The organism is Maribacter sp. 1_2014MBL_MicDiv (genome assembly GCF_001865655.1).
In the GTDB taxonomy this organism is placed as follows: Bacteria; Bacteroidota; Bacteroidia; order Flavobacteriales; family Flavobacteriaceae; genus Maribacter; species Maribacter dokdonensis.
On the sequence record NZ_CP011318.1, the window covers coordinates 1,431,969 to 1,451,423 of the forward strand.

The 19,455-nt window shown below is 35.7% G+C and carries 13 protein-coding genes and 1 pseudogene; 3 read left to right on the forward strand and 11 right to left on the reverse strand.

Annotated elements, in window-relative coordinates:
* Positions 1 to 16: 16 nt before the first annotated feature.
* The 3 genes from YQ22_RS05930 to YQ22_RS05940 form a co-directional block, all read right to left on the reverse strand.
* Complete coding sequence (locus tag YQ22_RS05930; RefSeq protein ID WP_071340437.1) at positions 17 to 922, reverse strand: geranylgeranylglycerol-phosphate geranylgeranyltransferase; 906 nt, start codon at positions 920 to 922, stop codon at positions 17 to 19.
* Between the two features lie 12 nt (positions 923 to 934).
* The gene (locus tag YQ22_RS05935) at positions 935 to 1,873 is read right to left on the reverse strand and encodes a mevalonate kinase family protein (protein ID WP_071340438.1); all 939 of its coding nucleotides are present in this window, start codon (positions 1,871 to 1,873) and stop codon (positions 935 to 937) included.
* 146 nt (positions 1,874 to 2,019) lie between these two features.
* Entirely contained in the window at positions 2,020 to 3,102 is a 1,083-nt protein-coding gene (locus YQ22_RS05940) for a diphosphomevalonate/mevalonate 3,5-bisphosphate decarboxylase family protein (RefSeq protein ID WP_071340439.1), read from the reverse strand.
* 81 nt (positions 3,103 to 3,183) lie between these two features.
* Between YQ22_RS05940 and YQ22_RS18905 the strand changes: the two are divergent.
* Positions 3,184 to 3,656, forward strand: a pseudogene (locus YQ22_RS18905) (TspO/MBR family protein).
* On the opposite strand, the gene YQ22_RS05950 reads toward YQ22_RS18905, so the two are convergent.
* From YQ22_RS05950 to YQ22_RS05980, 7 genes are read right to left on the reverse strand one after another with little or no spacing between them, the layout of a single operon-like run.
* Positions 3,653 to 4,192 (reverse strand): DUF1697 domain-containing protein, encoded by a 540-nt coding sequence (locus YQ22_RS05950; protein WP_071340440.1) that lies wholly within the window; start codon positions 4,190 to 4,192, stop codon positions 3,653 to 3,655. The pseudogene YQ22_RS18905 and the gene YQ22_RS05950 sit on opposite strands and share 4 nt — an antisense overlap.
* A 1-nt stretch (position 4,193) precedes the next feature.
* Positions 4,194 to 5,474: an NAD(P)/FAD-dependent oxidoreductase gene (locus tag YQ22_RS05955; RefSeq protein ID WP_071340441.1), complete on the reverse strand. Its 1,281-nt coding sequence runs from the start codon at positions 5,472 to 5,474 to the stop codon at positions 4,194 to 4,196.
* Positions 5,474 to 6,166 (reverse strand): glycerophosphodiester phosphodiesterase, encoded by a 693-nt coding sequence (locus YQ22_RS05960; protein WP_083414204.1) that lies wholly within the window; start codon positions 6,164 to 6,166, stop codon positions 5,474 to 5,476. The genes YQ22_RS05955 and YQ22_RS05960 overlap by 1 nt, the downstream gene beginning before the upstream one ends.
* Before the next feature lie 58 nt (positions 6,167 to 6,224).
* Positions 6,225 to 8,000, reverse strand: coding sequence for an alpha-amylase family protein (locus tag YQ22_RS05965; protein ID WP_071340443.1), 1,776 nt, complete (start codon positions 7,998 to 8,000; stop codon positions 6,225 to 6,227).
* 38 nt (positions 8,001 to 8,038) lie between these two features.
* On the reverse strand, positions 8,039 to 10,342 hold the full coding sequence (locus YQ22_RS05970) for a glycoside hydrolase family 65 protein (protein WP_071340444.1): 2,304 nt from the start codon (positions 10,340 to 10,342) through the stop codon (positions 8,039 to 8,041).
* Between the two features lie 52 nt (positions 10,343 to 10,394).
* Positions 10,395 to 11,057: a beta-phosphoglucomutase gene (pgmB, locus tag YQ22_RS05975; RefSeq protein ID WP_071340445.1), complete on the reverse strand. Its 663-nt coding sequence runs from the start codon at positions 11,055 to 11,057 to the stop codon at positions 10,395 to 10,397.
* A gap of 13 nt (positions 11,058 to 11,070) precedes the next feature.
* Positions 11,071 to 12,093, reverse strand: a complete 1,023-nt coding sequence (locus YQ22_RS05980; RefSeq protein WP_071340446.1) for a LacI family DNA-binding transcriptional regulator — start codon at positions 12,091 to 12,093, stop codon at positions 11,071 to 11,073.
* A 322-nt stretch (positions 12,094 to 12,415) separates the two neighbouring features.
* On the opposite strand from YQ22_RS05980, the gene YQ22_RS05985 reads away from it, so the two are divergent.
* Both YQ22_RS05985 and YQ22_RS05990 read left to right on the forward strand, forming a co-directional pair.
* Positions 12,416 to 15,538 carry a SusC/RagA family TonB-linked outer membrane protein gene (locus YQ22_RS05985; protein WP_071340447.1) on the forward strand — a complete coding sequence of 1,041 codons (3,123 nt, stop codon included), beginning with the start codon at positions 12,416 to 12,418 and terminating at the stop codon, positions 15,536 to 15,538.
* A gap of 19 nt (positions 15,539 to 15,557) precedes the next feature.
* Positions 15,558 to 17,168 (forward strand): RagB/SusD family nutrient uptake outer membrane protein, encoded by a 1,611-nt coding sequence (locus tag YQ22_RS05990; RefSeq protein ID WP_071340448.1) that lies wholly within the window; start codon positions 15,558 to 15,560, stop codon positions 17,166 to 17,168.
* A gap of 506 nt (positions 17,169 to 17,674) precedes the next feature.
* On the opposite strand, the gene YQ22_RS05995 is transcribed toward YQ22_RS05990, so the two are convergent.
* On the reverse strand, positions 17,675 to 19,327 hold the full coding sequence (locus YQ22_RS05995) for a solute:sodium symporter family transporter (protein WP_071340449.1): 1,653 nt from the start codon (positions 19,325 to 19,327) through the stop codon (positions 17,675 to 17,677).
* Positions 19,328 to 19,455: the final 128 nt, after the last annotated feature.

Sequence of the window (19,455 nt, forward strand, 5' to 3'; positions counted from 1 at the left end):
AACATATTACCAACAACTACAATATTCTATTTAAAACTAAGTCTATGTCAATAAGAAGAATACTGAACACCCCCATTACTATGATCAATTTGAGAATATTATGCAACCAAACATAATCTTTACGTGCCTTGGCCCTAAACAATAAGACAATAAACAACAGTAACAGAAGAACACATATTATAAAATAGATGTTCATGTGGCCTACATCAAATCTAAAAATCAATAATAACGACGGTACTAAAGTCAAAAGAATTAAAAATGAGATCACTAGTTTAGATGTTCTTGCGCCATAAATAATAGGAATGGTCCTATAATTCTGTGCTAAGTCACCAGAGATATTTTCCAAATCCTTAATTATCTCTCGAGCAAGAATAAGTAAAAAGAGAAATACGGCATGCACAAATATTACCGTCTGTATATTCTTATAATAAATAAACACCACAAAGAAAGGAGTAATAGCTAAAGTGGCGGAAATAAAATTACCTAAAAACGGAATTCTTTTTAGCTTATGGGAGTAGATCCAGATACCAAAAATATAAGAGGAAAAAAAGAATACAGCTTTAAACGAAACATAACTGGCCGCAATTACCGCTATAAAATTCAACACAAAATAAGTAGTTAGCTTAAACCGTTGGCTTACCAAACGATCCAGCATACTTTTTCTTGGTTTATTTATGAGGTCTTTTTCAGCATCATAAAAGTTATTAATGATATAACCACCCGCAATAACCAAAGCAGATGCCAATACGATAACAAAGAGATTAATATCCAATACTACTCTACGTACCGGAAGTTCAGGAGCAAGTATATAAATGGATGCCAAATATTGCGCTAGAGCTATAACTAAAATATTATACCCCCTAACTACTGAAAACAGACTCAATACTTTTAACAGTAAGAGTTTATTTTTTCTATTAAGCATTATGGAAAATACCTAAAAATTATAAACTACTTCCAGTTTATAATCTTTTAACGCAGTTTTAGCTTTTTCCAAATCCTCCGTAAACCCTAATATGTAGCCACCACCACCTGAACCACACAATTTTAGGTAATAGTCATTGGTGTCTATACCTTTTTTCCATAAATCATGGAACTTTGCCGGTATCATTGGCTTAAAGTTATCCAATACTACGTGCGATAACTGTTTTAAATTACCGAACAGGGATTTTATGTTACCATTTACAAAGTCTTCTACACAAGCATCCGTATGCTTTATAAATTGGTTTTTCAACATACTTCTAAATCCATCATTCTTCATTTGCTCCATGAAAATCTGAACCATAGGAGCGGTCTCACCAATAATACCGCTATCCAATAAAAATACAGCTCCTTTACCTTCTGCATTCTGTGATGGAATACTTGTTGATTCAATATTATCCTTAGAGTTAATGAGAATGGGCAAACTTAAATAACTGTTCAAAGGATCAAGGCCAGAGGACTTACCATGGAAAAACGACTCCATCTTACCGAATATCGTTTTTAGTTTCAACAATTTCTCTCTGGTTAAATTTTCAAGAACGGTAATTTTATGTTGAGCATACTTATCATAGATTGCTGCTACTAAAGCACCACTACTACCTACGCCATACCCCTGTGGTATTGAACTATCAAAATACATACCCGCAGCCACATCTGACTTTAAAGTATCCAAATCAAATGATACCAATTTAGGCTCATCTATGGTCAACTTTTCCAAATACAGGGCAAAAGCCTCTAAACTCTTGTTAGATTTTGTTGCTTCTTTAGAAACACTTGCGTCAGATTTTAAGGCCCCTTTATAAAAATTATAAGGTATGGATAAGCCTTTGGAATCTTTAATAATGCCATACTCCCCGAAGAGAAGAATTTTTGAATAAAATAAAGGTCCTTTCATTTTTAATAACTAAGCAAGCATTGAACTTATATAAATATAGTCAAAGAAACACATAAAGTTGAACGTTTTACCCAAAAAGGTTAAACAACATAGTGAAACCGTTCTTTTTACAAACGTAGGTTGCACACAAATAGTGTGCAAATCATTTACAACTTCTTAGCACCCAGACCAATTCGATCACAAATATACTGCCCATTTTGACAAAAAGAAATTAACTTCTCTTTAATAAACGGAAAAACGATATCTTTTTCATTTTCAGGGTATAGCACATGTACATTTGCTCCTGCATCTAATGTAAAACAAACATGGGTATTGGATGTTTGTCTAAACTTCCAAATTTCATTTATAATAGAAAGCGTATTGGGTTTCATTAAAATAAAATAAGGATCACTAGTCATCATCATAGCATGCAAAGTAAGTGCCTCACTTTCTACTATACCAATAAAATCATTTAAGTTACCCTCTGCCAAGATTGTACGCAGCTTATCTAAATTCTCATGAGCTTGTTCAAATCTTTGCGATGCAAACGGATGACCATGCATAAGCTCATGACCAACTGTACTACTTACTTGTTTCTCCCCTTTGTCTACCAACAAAATGGTATCATGAAAATTATTGAAAATATCATGTACTTTGTAGGGATATTTAACCCCAAACAAATTTGAACTACCTTCAACCGAAGAGGTTTCTCCCCACTGCACCAAAGGACCTTCAATACTTCGGCATGCACTACCAGACCCTAAGCGCGATATAAAGGATACCTTATTGTTGAAAAAATCATCAGTAATTGGTGCCGAAAAAGTCCTTTCCATTTCCATAAAACATAAAGCTAAAGCAGACATTCCACTGGCAGATGAAGCAATACCACTACTATGCGGAAATGTATTTGATGTTTTTATGACCAAATGATATTCTTTTAAGAAAGGTAGATATTTTTCTATCCTTTTTAAGAATGTTTTAATCTTTGGTTTAAACTCTTCTTTTGGCTGATCTTCAAAAAATAGATCAAAAGAGAATTCGTTATCCTTTCTTATTTTTTTCTTGTATTCTACACTGGTTTTGGTCATACAAGCGGCCAGCGTAAAACTTATAGACGGATTGGCAGGTATTTGATTCTCCCTTTTTCCCCAATATTTAATCAATGCAATATTGCTAGGTGATGTATACCCAACAATACCTTCTTCTTTCAATGTAATGTATGATGATGGAATAAAATCTTTTTCTGACATTGAATTTTCAATTTGTGCAAATATAGTTTTTAGGGCTATCAATTAAAATAAATCCTTATTTTAGAGCTAAACACCAGCCAATTGAAAAGAAAGCTTACCTACATATTTATCGGCATTGTAATATGTTCTACTATAGGTTTCTTGAGTAGTGTAGTTACGCAAAGCTCTGTAAATAGCTGGTATTTAACACTGAACAAGCCAAGTTTTAATCCGCCTAATTGGATTTTTGCCCCGTTTGGAGTGTACTCTACATTATGATGGGTATTTCTGCTGGTTGGGTCTGGGCAAAAGGTTTTCACCATAAATGGGTTAAGACCGGACTTTATCATTTTGGATTTCAATTACTCTTAAACGGTTTATGGAGCATTGTTTTTTTTGGACTTAAACAGCCCTTATTGGCCCTATTGATCATTGTAGCGCTATTAATTGTTCTGGCACTTACTATAAAATGGTTTAAGGTAGTCAGTAAATTTGCAGCATATCTATTGACCCCATATTTCTTATGGGTATGCTTTGCTACGGCCCTAAATTTTAAAATATGGGAATTGAACTAATTGGACAGTTCTAACAGCTTACTCATTGTCCTGTAATTTCTAGTAGTTGCCTTAACTTTCAACTTACGCTCAACAAGATTATTATTCAATTTCGCTTTACCATAACCCGCTGTACATTTTAGATATATACAGTCATTGGCAAATAAAAAATCTTCAGTTTTAAATGTCTCTTTGCTTAACTTATCTACAGCTTCTACGTCTGGTATCTCATTCAGCAGAACAAAGTAATTTTGTTTTTGCAAATTCTCATCATCTGTTTTAAACGGATTCCGATCTAATATTTCTTTTAATTTAGAAATGGTCATCACTATGACAGGAACGTTAAAATTAAAATGGCTGAGAATTGCCTTAGATATCAGATTTTCTAATTCTTTGGAATTTTCCAATCCACTTTTAAATACCACGTTACCACTTTGTATGTACGTTTTAACATCTTCCAATTTTTGCTTGGAGAGCAATTCTTTTAACTCGGCCATTTGAATCTTATGCTTGCCACTTACATTAATGCCTCTTAAAAATGCAATATAGGTGTTCATATTATTCAATATTTGTATTCAGATCGTTAACTACACCTTGGGCCGCAATATAACCTCCGGTCCACGCATTCTGGAAATTGAATCCGCCAGTAATAGCGTCCACATTTATAATTTCACCAGCAAAATAAAGATTAGTTAGTATTTTACTTTCGTAAGTCTTAAAGTTGATTTCCTTTAAATCTACACCACCTGCCGTTACAAATTCTTCTTTAAAAGTGCTTTTTCCATTTACTTGAAATATACCTGCTGTTAATTGTGCCGCCAAATTTGACAACTGTTGTTTTGAAACTTCGGGCCATGTTAAGGTATCATCTATATTAGAGGCTTTCACTAAATTAACCCACAGGCGCTTAGGTATATCCAATACCTTGGTTCTTATAACGGTTTTCTTTTCTACCTGCTTTACCTTAAGAAATAATTCCAATAACCCATCATGATGATACTCCGGGGCCCAATTTACCTGTATTTTAAACTGATAATTGTACTGCTCTAAAATTCTTGCTCCCCAAGCGGATAATTTTAAAATTGCCGGTCCGCTCATACCCCAATGTGTTATTAACAAAGGTCCTTCCGAAGTTAAAACTGCAGTATCTGGTTTTAGTTTTCCTTTCTTTTTGCAAATATTCTTTTTAGGTATCACTTTGACCTCTGCATGTGTAGCCACACCAGGAATATCCGAAATACGCTCATCTTTAATATTAAAAGTGAATAACGAAGGAACCGGCTGAACAATACTATGCCCTAACGCTTGTACATAATTCCACATTTTTGGATTGCTACCAGTAGCTAAAATGAGCTTTTTACAATACATATGACCATCACCAATGGCAACCTTCCATATTACCCCTTCCTCCTCTTTAATTTGCTCTATACCGGTTACAGAACAAAGTGTTTTCACCTGAACACCTAATCTATCCGTCTCTGAAAGAAAACAATCAATAATGGTTTGTGAGGAATTGGTGACCGGGAACATTCTACCATCTTCCTCAATTTTTAGGGCAACGCCACGTTCCTCAAAAAATCCGACAGTATCTCCACTTGCGTAGGTATGAAAAGGACCCAATAACTCTTTTTGGCCCCGTGGATAGTTTTTGCTTAGATCTACAGGATTAAATTCAGCATGGGTTACATTACAACGCCCACCACCAGAGACTTTTACCTTTGTAAGCACTTCCTTACCTCGCTCTAAAATTGCAATTTTGGTTTGCGGTCTACTCTCAGCTATATGAATGGCTGCATAAAAACCGGCTGCACCGCCACCAATGACCAGAACATCATGCATTAATTTACTCGTTCAGGAAAGTTGGTAATTATGCCATCTACACCTACATTTTTCATTGTTTCAATATCTGCAGGTTCATTTACCGTCCATGTATAAATTTTAAACCCGGCATCATGTATTGCTTCGGCCTTTTCCTCATCTAATTTCTTGAAATACGGATTAATGGCCACTGCATTCAACTCTTTTGCCACTGGTATTGCTTCTAAAGGGTCTTCTTCCGTTAATACAGCAATGGCAACATTAGAATTATATTTGCGCATATCCTTCAACTCATCCCAATTAAAGCTGGAAATAATAAAATTATCGGGCGACCAATTTTTCTGCTCAATGTAATATTTCATAATATGATTTACCCTATCTGCCGTACCAGCACCTTTTAGCTCTATGTTTAAGGCTACCTTATTATCAATGAGTTTTAATACATCTTGCAACATGGGTATTTTATGCCCTCCATCAACAATTACCTGCATTAAATCTACTATATAATAATCTTCAATGTTGCCAGGTGCATTAGTAATTCGATCAAGCTTATCATCATGAAAAACTACTACTTCCCCACTTTTTATTTTAAAAACATCGATTTCTATCATATCAACCCCAAGATCCAATGCCTTTTGAATGGATGGCAAGGTATTTTCAGTTTCGTGGCCCATGGCTCCTCTATGACCAATGACTAAAGGTTCTTTTTTCATATGACATGATGCTAAGGTTAAACAAATAAAAGCCAGGATAATTCTATAAAGCATGGGTTTATGATTTTAATTCAAAAATAAAGGATTCTAAAGGATTTAGGTTAATTGAAATATGACCTTCACCATTTTCTATACGTAAAGAATTCACATGACCGTAAAGAGCATCGTGCAGTGGATAAATTCCTTCTTTTAATTTCCACAGATTCACCAAATCTACAGGTATTTTTAAGTCGAACGAAAAATGTTCATTAACATCAAAATTTGAGACTATTATTAATTTTTGATTTTCCGACCAACGGACATAGGACAATACACGGTGATTATAATTTTCGGTAATTTCTTTATTGTAGAAATGAATCTCCCTATATGCACCCATTAAAGCCTCACTATTGATGGTGAAGTTCAACAAACGTTTGTAAAAATCTCGCAAAGCCGCTTCTTTGGGGCTAGATTTGCCTCCATCAAATTTTTTATCATTGACCCACCTTTGGTGATGCGGCACACCTATATAATCAAAAATAGAAGTTCTTGACGGACTACCAAAACCTGCATGTTCTGCTGCCGGCTCACCTACTTCTTGCCCAAAATAAATCATAGTGGGCGATGTACTTATGGTAGCGGAAACAACCATTGCCGGTCTGCCAATTTCTGCATTACCAACAAATTCTGGACTAGCAATACGTTGCTCATCATGGTTTTCTAAAAAGTGGAGCATATGATGCTCTATATCTCGTAAACCATTTTGTACAACCGGTAAGTGATCAGACCAACCATAGCCTTTCATAATATGTTTAAGTCCATCATAAAAATCCACTTTATCATATAGATAGTCCATTTTCCCCTTATGAATATATGTTCTATACAAATCTGGATTATAGACTTCTGCCATTAAAAAAGCATCGGGATTTTTCATTTTAATAGATGAATTCAAATAACTCCAGAATTCAACAGGGACCATTTCTGCCATATCATACCTAAAACCGTCAACACCCATATGTAACCAATACAAAGCAATATCCTTAAATTTTCTCCAAGAACTCGGTACTACTTTTTTCTTCCAATACTCAAAATGTTCTTTATGGTCTTTTTCTCCATAATCGTTTGGCAGCATATCAAAATCCAGTCCGCCATCTGGTCTTACCCCATAATTGATGCGTACAGTTTCATACCAATCGTTCATATCCGGTTGCGGACTACGAGAACCATTACCGGTCCACTTAGCAGGAATTTCTTTTAATTTTGGATAGGAAAAATTTGGAGCATCACCACCTAAGGGAACATAACCATCTTGCCATTGTGGGGTTTTAAATTCCGTCCCCGTGATGTAATAAAAATTATTGTCCTTTTGATACTCTACGGATGTATCATCTCCAAATCCAAAATCAGAAACACCCTTTGGATTAGTTTTCCCCTCATACTTTCTAGCTACATGATTAGGCACAATATCTATAATCACCTTCATGCCGGCCTTATGTGTACGCTCAATAAGTAATTTGAACTCTTTTAATCTATTTGATGGATTTTTAGCCAAATCTGGGTTAACATTGTAATAATCCTTAACAGCATAAGGAGAACCAGCCCTGCCCTTGACTACATCTGGATCATCATTTGATATTCCTATTTCAGTATAATCATTTATTACGGCATGATGCGGTACCCCGGTATACCAAATGTGGGTAACACCCAAATTCTTAATTTCCGTTAGTGCCTTTTTATTAAAATCAGCAAACTTGCCTACCCCATTCTCCTCAATAGTGCCCCAAGGCTTATTATTGGTATTCGTATTTCCGAACAACCTGGTAAATACATGGTAAATAACAATTTTATGATTCATGGGGCATTTTAATTTTTAGTACTAACTACAACAAGAAATTATACGGTGATCAACTCATCTGGAAACAACTCTACTTTTTTACCATTGACACGAATAGAAACTTCTTTTGTTCCAATTAATTGAAAAGTGGTACAATCAGCGGTTACGTTCACTTTTATGATCCGATTTCTAAAATTAACCTTAAATGAATATGCATTCCACTGATTTGGAATCTGAGGTTTAAACGATAATTTATCGTTTACCACACGCATACCACCAAAACCTTCAACAATACTCATCCAAGTACCGGCCATAGACGTAATGTGCAAGCCTTCTTCTACCTCCTTATTATAATCATCTAAATCTAATCTAGATGTTCTTAAATAAAAATTATATGCTTGCTCCATTCTACCCAATTTAGCTGCCTGAATACTGTGCACACAAGGGGACAAGGAAGATTCATGAACGGTAAAAGGTTCGTAGAAATCAAAATGTCTCTCCAGGTCTTCTGTAGAGAAATCCTCTTCAAAAAAATAAAAACCTTGCAGCACATCTGCCTGTTTTATATAAGGTGATCTTAAAATACGATCCCAACTCCATTTTTGGTTAATAGGTCTTTCAGATTTTGGCAAATCATCCACCTTAACCAATTCTTTATCCAAAAAGCCATCTTGTTGCAAGAAAACACCATATTCCTTTGAATAAGGGAAATACATTTTATTGGCAACCTTCTTCCACTTTTCACATTCCCTATCGGTAAGTTTGGTTTTGCCCACAACCCTATGGTAATCATCCGGATAACCGCTCTTAACCTTATCTAATTGGGTCAGCGTATAGTTTATACACCATTTTGCCAAATAGTTGGTATACCAATTATTATTGACATTATTCTCATACTCATTAGGACCCGTAACCCCTAACATTACATATTTATTCTTGTCTTTTGACAAATTAACACGCTGATGCCAAAACCTTGAAATGCCTATTAAAACCTCTAAGCCCATTTCTGGTATGTAGCTATAATCACCGGTATATCTAAAATAGTTGTGAATTGCAAAGGCTATAGCTCCATTCCTATGTATTTCTTCAAAGGTAATTTCCCATTCATTATGGCATTCCTCACCATTCATAGTCACCATTGGATATAATGCCGCACCGTTTGAAAAGCCTAATTTCTTAGCATTTTCAATAGCCTTTTCTAAATGATTGTAGCGATACTTCAATAATTTTCTAGCCACTTTATCATCTTTGGTAGCCATATAGAAAGGAATACAATATGCCTCTGTATCCCAATACGTACTTCCACCATATTTTTCACCGGTAAAACCTTTAGGTCCTATATTTAAGGTAGAATCGGTTCCCAAGTACGTTTGGTTCAATTGAAAAATATTAAAACGAATTCCTTGCTGCGCTTTTATATCTCCTTCAATGACAATATCGCTCATTTCCCAAATTGCCGCCCAAGCCTCTTTCTGTTTTTGTAAAAGCCCTATAAAGCCAATTTCACTTACTTCACTGAGTTTATTATGAGCAACTTGCTTCAACGCGTCTTTTGGGTGATTTCGTGTAACGGTATAACCACCAAACTTTGTTAAAGTTACAGTTGAGTTAGCCTCTACCTCCTGTTCAAATTTCAATGAAACGAAATTATCCGTCTTTTCCGATGCAACACCTACAACTGTGGCACCCTCATAATCTAAAGAAGCCTGCATAAAGGTGCAGGTCTTAAATTCCGTTTTCATAGTGTGCGCTTCAATAAACGCACGATTTTCTTCGATACTTACATTTGTGGTATTCCAAAATTTGTCGTCCCAATTACTGTCCTCATTGGTAATACCACTGTCAAGATATGGCTCAAACACCAAGGAAGCTTTGGTATTTAACACTTTGATTTGATATGAAATAGCACCTACTTCATCTATCTCCAAACTCAAAAATCGCTTTACCACAACTTCAATTTCTACATTATTTAAAGTTACCGCCAAAAAGCTACGTGTATACACGCCTTCTTTCATATTTAACTCCCGTCTAAAGTTCGAAACTTTTTTGCAAGTGGCTAAATCTAATTCTTCGCCATTTATTTTAATGTTGATGCCAATCCAATTGGGTGCATTTAAAACCTTGGCAAAATACTCCGGGTAACCATTTTTCCACCAACCTACCCTGGTCTTATCTGGATAATATACCCCGGCAATATAACTACCTTGAAAAGTATCTCCTGAATAGGTTTCCTCAAAATTGGCACGTTGCCCCATGGCGCCGTTACCGATGCTAAAAATACTTTCAGAGGATTTGACATTTTCCTTATCAAATCCTTCTTCAATAATGCACCATTTATCTGGTTTTATATAATCTTGATTCATTAGTTTCTTGTTGTGTTACGATCAAAAATAAAGCAACTAACTATAGCTATCTTTATTTATTTTTATTTAATAATAATTCCAAAAACTGATTGTCTATTTCTGTGAAATCCTTAAAATTATACTGTGCTTCATTAAGAATATCCGGATCCCCAATTCCAATGCTGACCATATCTACCGCATTAGCCGCTTGAATACCTGCTACGGCATCTTCAAAAACCACACATAATTCCGGTTTAACTTTTAGGTTGTCCGCGGCAATTAAAAACACTTCTGGGTCTGGTTTTGCTTTGGTAACGTTGTTACCATCTACAATGCTATCAAAATATGGTAACAGACCTACTTTTTCCAATATAGGTTGCGCATTTTTACTGGCAGAACCCAAGGCAATAGGAATATTTCTTTCCTTTAAAAAATTTAATACCCTTGGTACGTCTGGTAGAATTTCGCTAGCGTCCATCTTTTCAATATAGGCCAGGTAATCTACATTCTTCTCTATCATCCAAGTATCGAATTGTTTTTGTGTTGCCTTGACATTTCCTATATCCAAAAGAATTTCCAAACACCTTTTTCTACTTACGCCCTTAAAAAGTTCATTTTGTTCTTTGGTAAATTCAAAACCCAATTCGTTTGCCAGCTTACGCCATGCCAAATAATGATATTTAGCGGTATCCACAATAACACCGTCCAAATCAAATATAAAACCTACTTTACCCATTATATTATAACTATTAATTAATTGTTGAACCCCGTTTTACCAAAGTTGCATTAATAACTTCTGTCTTAAACGGCTCCTCTACTAATTCTACAGATTCCATTCTTTGGATCAATAGTTTGGCCGCTAGTTCTCCCATTTTCTCACCATGCTGCGCCACAGTACTTAATTGGGGCGATGAATACCTAGAGAGTATACCGTCGGTAAAACCGATTATCGAAATATCATCTGGAACGGTGTATCCTAAGTGCTGAATTACACTCATGCATTGAATGGCGAATATCTCATTAACACATAATACTGCGTCAACGTCATTATTCTGAAAAAATTCGGTTATTAAATTTGTATTATCCCGATCATGGGGTAGTGTTAAAATTAAACGATCATCTAATGCTATATTATTTAATTTCAAAGCTGCTAAATAACCTTCTTTTCTACTTTCGCTTACATTAAAATAATTTTCTGTGGTTATTAAGGCTATTTTTTTCGCACCAGCCTTAACAAAATGTGTTACGGAATCACCGGCAGCTTCAAAATCGTTTAAAATAACTTTATCACAATCTATTTCAGAAGTTATACGATCAAAAAGTACTATTGGGATCCCTTGATCAAGCAATTCTTTTAAATGGGTAAAATCGTTCTTTTTTTGTGTTTCAGCGCTTAACGAAAGAATGAAACCATCAATACTTCCATTTGCCAACATTTCCATATTTATGACCTCTTTATCATAAGACTCATCAGAAATGCATACTATGACATTATACCCCATGGCATTCGCATATTTCTCAATACCCCTAAAAACCGTAGTAAAAAAATGATGTACTATATCTGGAATAACAACACCAATATTTTTTGTTCTTTTATTCTTTAAACTAAGAGCAATATTATTTGGCCTATAATTATAGAATTTTGCAAAAGCCTTTATTTTATCCTTAGTTTCCTTACTGATTTCCTTGCTATTCTTTAGTGCTTTGGAAACGGTAGAGATTGATACATCTAGCTCTCTTGCAATGTCTTTTAAAGTAATTTTTGGTTTCAAAATAGAAGGTTTAAAAATTTAAGATAAGAACTTAATCTTTTCTAAAAGCTAAAGTTTACTATGGAGATGAAAACGGTAAATATATTCAAAAATCTATTTTTCATATATTTGCAGAATAATCATATTTTCATATTAATACAGATATATAATTATGAATATAACAAAAACGCCCTTTAACATTCGTTATACTCGCAAAAAATAAAAGTTATTAACACGAAACCGTTTTCGTAATTTTTTAACTTTGCACTTTCTATCATTCACACACCTTTTTGCATATTTTTAACAATTGAAATTAAATTAACTCAACTTAAATTAACAATTTATGAAGATTACATTCCTAAAAAGTCTGTTGGTTCTTGGAGCATTTTTATGCTTCGGATTCTTGCAGGCACAAGAAGTATCTGGAACTGTTTCAGATGCAAGTGGACCTTTACCAGGAGCTAGTGTTCTTGTAAAGGGGACTACGAACGGTACACAAACCGATTTTGACGGTAATTATACTTTGACCGCTGAAGAAGGTGCAGTACTTATTGTAAGTTACATTGGCTACAAGACTCAAGAAGTAGCGGTAAACGGTAGAACTTCAATCAATTTTACTTTAGAAGAAGATGCTGAAGCATTGGAAGAGGTTGTAATTATTGGTTATGGTACAACTACCGTAAAAGATGCAACCGGATCCGTAACAGCGGTTACTGCGGAAGATTTTAACGGTGGTAACATTGCTTCGCCAGAACAACTGATTCAAGGTAAAACTGCAGGTGTCAACATTCAAGAAACAAGTGGTGAACCTGGTGCCGGTATTCAAATTAACATTAGAGGTTCTAACTCTGTACGTGCCAATAACAATCCATTATTCGTGGTAGATGGTGTTCCATTGGGTGGAGGAGATACATCTCCACAAGGTGAGACCGGTTTTGGACAAAGTGCCGTTAAAAACCCTTTGAACTTTATTAACCCAAATGATATTGAAAGCATCAGTATTTTAAAAGATGCATCGGCAACGGCAATCTACGGTTCGCGTGGAGCTAATGGTGTTGTTATTATTACTACAAAGAGTGGTAAAGGAAGTAGCCAAGGCGTGTGGGACTTCTCTAGCTCTTTAAGTATATCTAAGGCTGCCAATACTTTTGACCTTTTAGATGCATCTGAATTTTTATCTGGTGTAACTTCTGTAGGTGGTGATGCGAGTGCGGTAAATTTTGGAGCTAATACAGATTGGCAACAAGTGGTATTGAGATCAACTGCTTCTCAAAACCAAAACCTTTCTTATTCTAAAAACTACGGTAGTGGTAACGTAAGAGCTACTTTTGGATACGGCAAACAATTTGGTATCGTTGAAAATTCCGATTTAGAAAGAATTACAGGTAGATTAAATCTTAACCAAAGATTTTTAGAAGACAAATTAGTTTTAGGACTACAAATGTCCATTGCACGTATTAATGATTCTCAAGCACCAATTAGTGCACAGGCAGGTGCTGCAGGTGATGTTTTAGGTGGTGCTTATGCCGCTAACCCAACATGGCCAGCTAGCTCAAGCTTTAATGCAGGTGGTTTAAATGTTAACCCGCAAAATGCACTTGACAATACACAGAACATCACCAATACAAACAGATACCTTTTAAACGGTTCTGTTCAATACAATTTTACCCCTGAAATTTCTGCCAAATTAAATGCAGGTTTGGACATTTCTGAAGCTTCTAACACATCTGTTATCTCAAAGGACATCAACAACATTAATGGTGTTACGGATATAGGACGTGGAAACTATGGTGTTTTAGAAAGAAACAATAAAACTTTAGAGGCAACTGTGAACTACAACAAAGAATTTGAAAATTCTAGTTTAGAGGCATTAGTTGGTTTTGGCTACCAAGATTTCCAAACTTTTGGTTTTAATGCAGGCGGTAGAGGTTATTCTACTAGTGACTTAAATGCTATGGGAAGAGATTTAAGAAGTGCGGTTAACGACTTACAGAATGCAGTAACCGGATCTTATCAGCAAGCTTATTATGCACCCAACACTAATGGAGTTTTAATCAATAGATTATTACCAACGGTTGTAGCTCAAGAAGAATTAGGAAGAAGCCTTAACAGTCCTGTTACTTCTGTCTTTACAAATTCTTTTGACAATACCGATGAGCTACAGTCTTTCTTTGCAAGATTGAATTATACGTTGAATGATAAATATTTATTTACAGCAACAATGAGAGCTGATGGTTCTTCCAGATTTGGTCCTGAAAATCAATACGGATATTTCCCTTCCGGTGCATTTGCTTGGAAAATGAACGAAGAAGATTTTGTTGGCGAAAACGTATCTACCCTTAAATTACGTTTAAGTGCAGGTATCACTGGTAACCAAGATGGTTTAGGTTACGGTAACTTCGTAGCAAGACAACGTTTCTCAGATTTAACAGTTCAACAAAATCTTGAAATTAACGCAAATGGTACAGCAATCGTTGCTACAGATAGACCAGACTTAAAATGGGAATCATCTTTTAACTTAAATGCTGGTTTGGATTTCGGATTTAACAATGATCGTTTAAGTGGTAGTATTGATATCTATAGAACTGAAACTACAGATGTTCTTTTACAGACTCCACCAGCTGCACCTGCAGTTGACCCGTTCCAGTTCCAGAATGTTGATGCCAGTATCATTAACCAAGGTATTGAATTTGCATTGGCTTACGATTTTGTAAGAACTGATGACGCTACTTTTTCCGCAGATTTTAATATTGCCTATAACGACAATGAGGTTCAAAATTTTGATGGACTTATTGACACGGGTGAAATTAACGGTCCTGGTTTAACAGGTGCATTTGCACAGCGTTTTGCTTCAGGACAATCATTGTATTCTTACTTTTTACCAATCTTCACTGGTTTTGATAGTGCAGGTACTCCAACATACCAAGACATAGATGGTAATGGTGTTGGTGATCCTTTCCAAGACAAAACCTTTGTTGGTGAAGATGCTTTACCAGATATTACTACAGGTTTAAGCTTAAACTTAAAAGTTAAGGATTTTGATGCTTCTGTATTCTTCCAAGGTCAGTTTGGATTCTCAGTATACAATAACACTGAAAACGCATACTTTACAGCCGGTGCACTTTCTAACTCTAGAAACGTAACCCAAAATGTATTGACTAGTGGTGAAGACCCAGGAGCTTCTGCAGATGCTTCTACACGTTTCTTAGAAAAAGGTGATTTTGTACGTTTCCAAAATGCTAGTATAGGTTATAACGTACCATTATCTGGCGAAGGAGCATTAAATTCTTTACGTTTTTCAATTACCGGGCAAAACCTTTTCTTAATCACTGATTATAGTGGTTTAGACCCAGAGGTTACAGCTAATACTGGTGATTTAGGTTCTGGTGTACCATCAAGAGGAATTGATTATGGTTCTTACCCAAGACCAAGAACATTCACTTTTGGTATTAATGCATCATTTTAATTAAAAAAAATTGTATATCATGAAAAATAATTTTAAAATCTTAACACTTTCTATTCTATCGTTGGTAGGGGTTTCTTCCTGTACCGACCTAGAAATAGAAGAAACAGATTCGATCATTTCAGAAGGATTTCAAGGCTTGGCCGATCCTTCTTCTACGGTTACGAATCTATATGGATCACTTGCTGGACAGTATGCTGGTCAAGACAACTATTTTGCACTTCAAGAAGTAACTTCAGATGAGCATTTGATTCCTACACGTGGAGGTGACTGGGGTGATAATGGACTTTGGAGAGTACTACATACACATGATTGGAACGGTCAGCACTCTTTTATTGTAAATGTTTTTCAATTATGGAATGGAAACCAATTACAAGCTTCTCAGGTTTTAGATTCAAGAAGTAACCCATCTACCACCAACATTGGAGACGCTAGCTTCATAAGAGCGTATAGCATGTGGGTTATATTGGACAACTTTGGTCAAGTTCCTTATAGAGATACCGAATTACCATCTTCTTCTGTACCTGAAGTACTTACGGGTCAAGCAGCATTGGATTTCATTCTTGCCGATATAGATACAGCTATTGCAAATGCCCCTGCTACACCTGCAGGTAGTGGCGAAGCTAACTTAAGAGCAAGTAAAGCCGCTGCAAGATATTTAAAAGCTAAAGTTCTTTTGAACAAGCATATTTATCTTGGCACAGCTCCAGAAGCTTCAGATATGGCAGAAGTAATCTCTTTAGTTGATGAAATTACAGCTGAAGGTTATGCACTGCAAGAAGGCTACTTTGACCTTTTCTTACCAGATGCAGACACTGAAACTATTTGGGCTTTAGAAGCAAATACCATTAACAAAATTGTTATGGGACTTCACTACAACAGTACAAGTATACAAGGTGGTGGCTGGAACGGTTTTAGCACACTTGCTGAATTTTACGACTTATTTGAAGGTGATGCCGAATCAAATGAATTAGATGCAGATCAAAATCCTGTTGACGGACAAGAAGAACGTAGAGGTGGTGTACCAACAATAGGTACTGCTTTTGCAGGTCAGCCATACGCATCTGATAACAACGGATTTGTAGATGGATCAAATGTTGGATATGGTTTTCTTATCAACCAACAATATGACCTAGACGGAACTCCATTACAGGATAGACAAGGAGCTCCCCTTACTTTCAAAAGAGACTTTAAAGATGGTGCGGGTAACGTAAACTTCATTAACAATGATGAAACTACAGGTATACGTATTCAGAAGTATGCTGCTAGAAATGGAGAAGCTTCTATTAGTCACCAAATCGTATTTAGATATGCTGATGCTCATTTGATGAAAGCGGAAGCTATGTTTAGAAGTGGTGGTGACCCTACGGCAATGATCAATGAGTTAAGAACTATACGTAATACTCAAGAATTATTAGGTACCGTATCTGAGCAAGATCTTTTAGATGAAAGAGGTAGAGAATTGTACCAAGAAGCTTGGAGACGTAATGACTTAATTCGCTTTGGTCAATTTGGTAGAGATTGGTTATTTAAAGCCGAAGGAACCATCAATAATGATGATTACAATGTGTTCCCAATACCACAAGCTCAATTGCTTGCAAATCCTAACTTAGTACAGAACCCAGGATACTAAGCAAACATAATTTTTAGTTTAAGTTGAAAAGGCCTCCAATTTCATATTGGAGGCTTTTTTTTATTTATATAATACGCTATTTGAACAAATTGAGCTGTAAGATTTCTTTAGCTAATGACTGATTACAAACCAGATTGGCTAAATTCAATGGAAATATTACACACTACACCAAAAAAAAATTTCTTTCCCTATTATTGCCTACAGTTATATTTGCTATTACATAGCATTCTATCTCGACAAATTACTTCTTTCTCATACCGATAACAATGGTTCACAAGAACTTAACACTGAGAGGACTTGAATTTAGCACCAGCCATTTGCCACAAAATATGGTACGGTTTTTAAAGTATCTTCGCGTTATACAACCTATCAATTCATTTACAAGAATACTTTCTATTCTACACTAATCAAGAAATAGAATGAAACATAGCTCAGCTACCACATAAATCAAAATAGCCACATCAAAAATTTGATGTGGCTATTTAAATCATGACTTGTAAAATTCCTTACTTTGCAAAGAACACGTAAATGCCGATTACAATACAACAAATAGCTATACCTGCCTGATTCACATACTTATACGGTGTAATGGATACTTGATCCGTATACTCCAAAACAAAAGGTTCTTTTCTTGGTTTAATAGCACCAATAATTAACATAATAACAATATTGGTTACAAACAATATCGCCATTATGTGTAAGAAATGAGGATACGCATCAGCCTCAATCAATTTCAATTGCATAGGGTCTGTAATACCTTTTGCATTAGCATCTTCCAATGCTGCATCTACAAATTTATTCTTCAACCAAAATTGACTAATTATATATAACGCAGAACCTGACAGAATACCTACTTTGGCAGCTATAGCCGGAACTCTTTTAGTCAAATATCCTACAACTATTATGGTGAAAATAGGTATGCTATAAATACCGTTGATTTCTTGCAAATAATTGAACAAGCTTCCTGCATTTGCTATAAGCGGAGCTATGAACATAGCCGCTAACGCCAAACATATCCCGAAAATCTTACCGTATTTTACCACCGTAGTTTCTGGTGCCTCCGGGTTAATATGTTGTTTGTAGATGTCAATACCAAATAGGGTTACAGAACTATTAAGTACACTATTAAAAGAACTTAAAATTGCACCGAACAATACAGCTGCAAAGAAGCCAACTAATGGCTTAGGTAAAACCGCTCTTACCAATTCTGGGTAAGCCAAATCACTTGAAGCTAAACCACCATCAAAATAATGATATGCGATCATGCCCGGTAAAACCAAAATTAATGGTCCTAATATTTTTAAAAATGAAGCCAACAATAATCCTTTTTGACCTTCGGCCAAGTTTTTTGCCCCTAATGCCCTTTGTATAATTTGTTGGTTGGTACCCCAATAAAACAACTGTACCAACATCATTCCTGTAAAAATAGTTGCAAAAGGTACTTCTTGACCTCGGTTTCCCGTAGAATCAAATCTTTCAGGATTCGCACTTACCAAAATATCAAGTCCGCCGAAAACACTTCCATCCCCAATAGCCATTAACCCGAATATCGGAATCAATAATCCACCTATCAATAAACCAACTGCGTTTATAGAATCTGAAACAGCCACAGCCTTCAATCCGCCAAAAACCGCATATACCGATCCTATTAATCCAATTCCCCAAATACAAATTACCAATGCCGTACTATCAGAAACCCCCAATAATGTGGGCACATCAAACATACCGCTAATAGCTACCGACCCTGAATACAGTATTACAGGCAACAACACAACGACATACCCCGTTAAAAACAGACCAGAGGTGATGGTCTTTGTTGTAACATCAAACCTTTTGGCCAAGAATTGCGGAATGGTTGTCAACCCACCTTTTAAATATCTTGGTAACAGAAAAATTGCTGTTACTACAATTGCGATCGCCGCTAAGGTTTCCCATGCCATTACAGATAAACCATCTGTATATGCACTACCGTTTAGCCCTACAATTTGCTCTGTAGAAAGATTGGTCAGCAATAATGAACCAGCTATTACGCCTGCCGTTAAACTTCGACCCCCTAGAAAATAACCATCTGAGGTTTGTTCATCTGTTGTTCTAGTTGCTAAATATGAAATTACGGCTACCAATATGGTGAAGCCTAAGAAAGAAAATATGCCTATCATCTGTTGAGTTGTTTGTTACTTAGTCAAGGTTAAATATATTGGATTATTTTCATTACTTCTAAAAAGATGCGGCAAAATCTCATTATTCGCATTTTACTACGAACACTATAACGATTTCTTTAAATTTT

Excerpts from the sequence above, each read along its gene's own strand:
- YQ22_RS05930 (WP_071340437.1), bottom strand. The coding sequence starts at position 922 with ATGCTTAATAGAAAAAATAAACTCTTACTGTTAAAAGTATTGAGTCTG.
- YQ22_RS05935 (WP_071340438.1), bottom strand. The coding sequence starts at position 1,873 with ATGAAAGGACCTTTATTTTATTCAAAAATTCTTCTCTTCGGGGAGTAT.
- YQ22_RS05940 (WP_071340439.1), bottom strand. The coding sequence starts at position 3,102 with ATGTCAGAAAAAGATTTTATTCCATCATCATACATTACATTGAAAGAA.
- YQ22_RS05950 (WP_071340440.1), bottom strand. The coding sequence starts at position 4,192 with ATGAACACCTATATTGCATTTTTAAGAGGCATTAATGTAAGTGGCAAG.
- YQ22_RS05955 (WP_071340441.1), bottom strand. The coding sequence starts at position 5,474 with ATGCATGATGTTCTGGTCATTGGTGGCGGTGCAGCCGGTTTTTATGCA.
- YQ22_RS05960 (WP_083414204.1), bottom strand. The coding sequence starts at position 6,166 with ATGAAAAAAGAACCTTTAGTCATTGGTCATAGAGGAGCCATGGGCCAC.
- YQ22_RS05965 (WP_071340443.1), bottom strand. The coding sequence starts at position 8,000 with ATGAATCATAAAATTGTTATTTACCATGTATTTACCAGGTTGTTCGGA.
- YQ22_RS05970 (WP_071340444.1), bottom strand. The coding sequence starts at position 10,342 with ATGAATCAAGATTATATAAAACCAGATAAATGGTGCATTATTGAAGAA.
- pgmB (WP_071340445.1), bottom strand. The coding sequence starts at position 11,057 with ATGGGTAAAGTAGGTTTTATATTTGATTTGGACGGTGTTATTGTGGAT.
- YQ22_RS05985 (WP_071340447.1), top strand. The coding sequence starts at position 12,416 with ATGAAGATTACATTCCTAAAAAGTCTGTTGGTTCTTGGAGCATTTTTA.
- YQ22_RS05990 (WP_071340448.1), top strand. The coding sequence starts at position 15,558 with ATGAAAAATAATTTTAAAATCTTAACACTTTCTATTCTATCGTTGGTA.
- YQ22_RS05995 (WP_071340449.1), bottom strand. The coding sequence starts at position 19,327 with ATGATAGGCATATTTTCTTTCTTAGGCTTCACCATATTGGTAGCCGTA.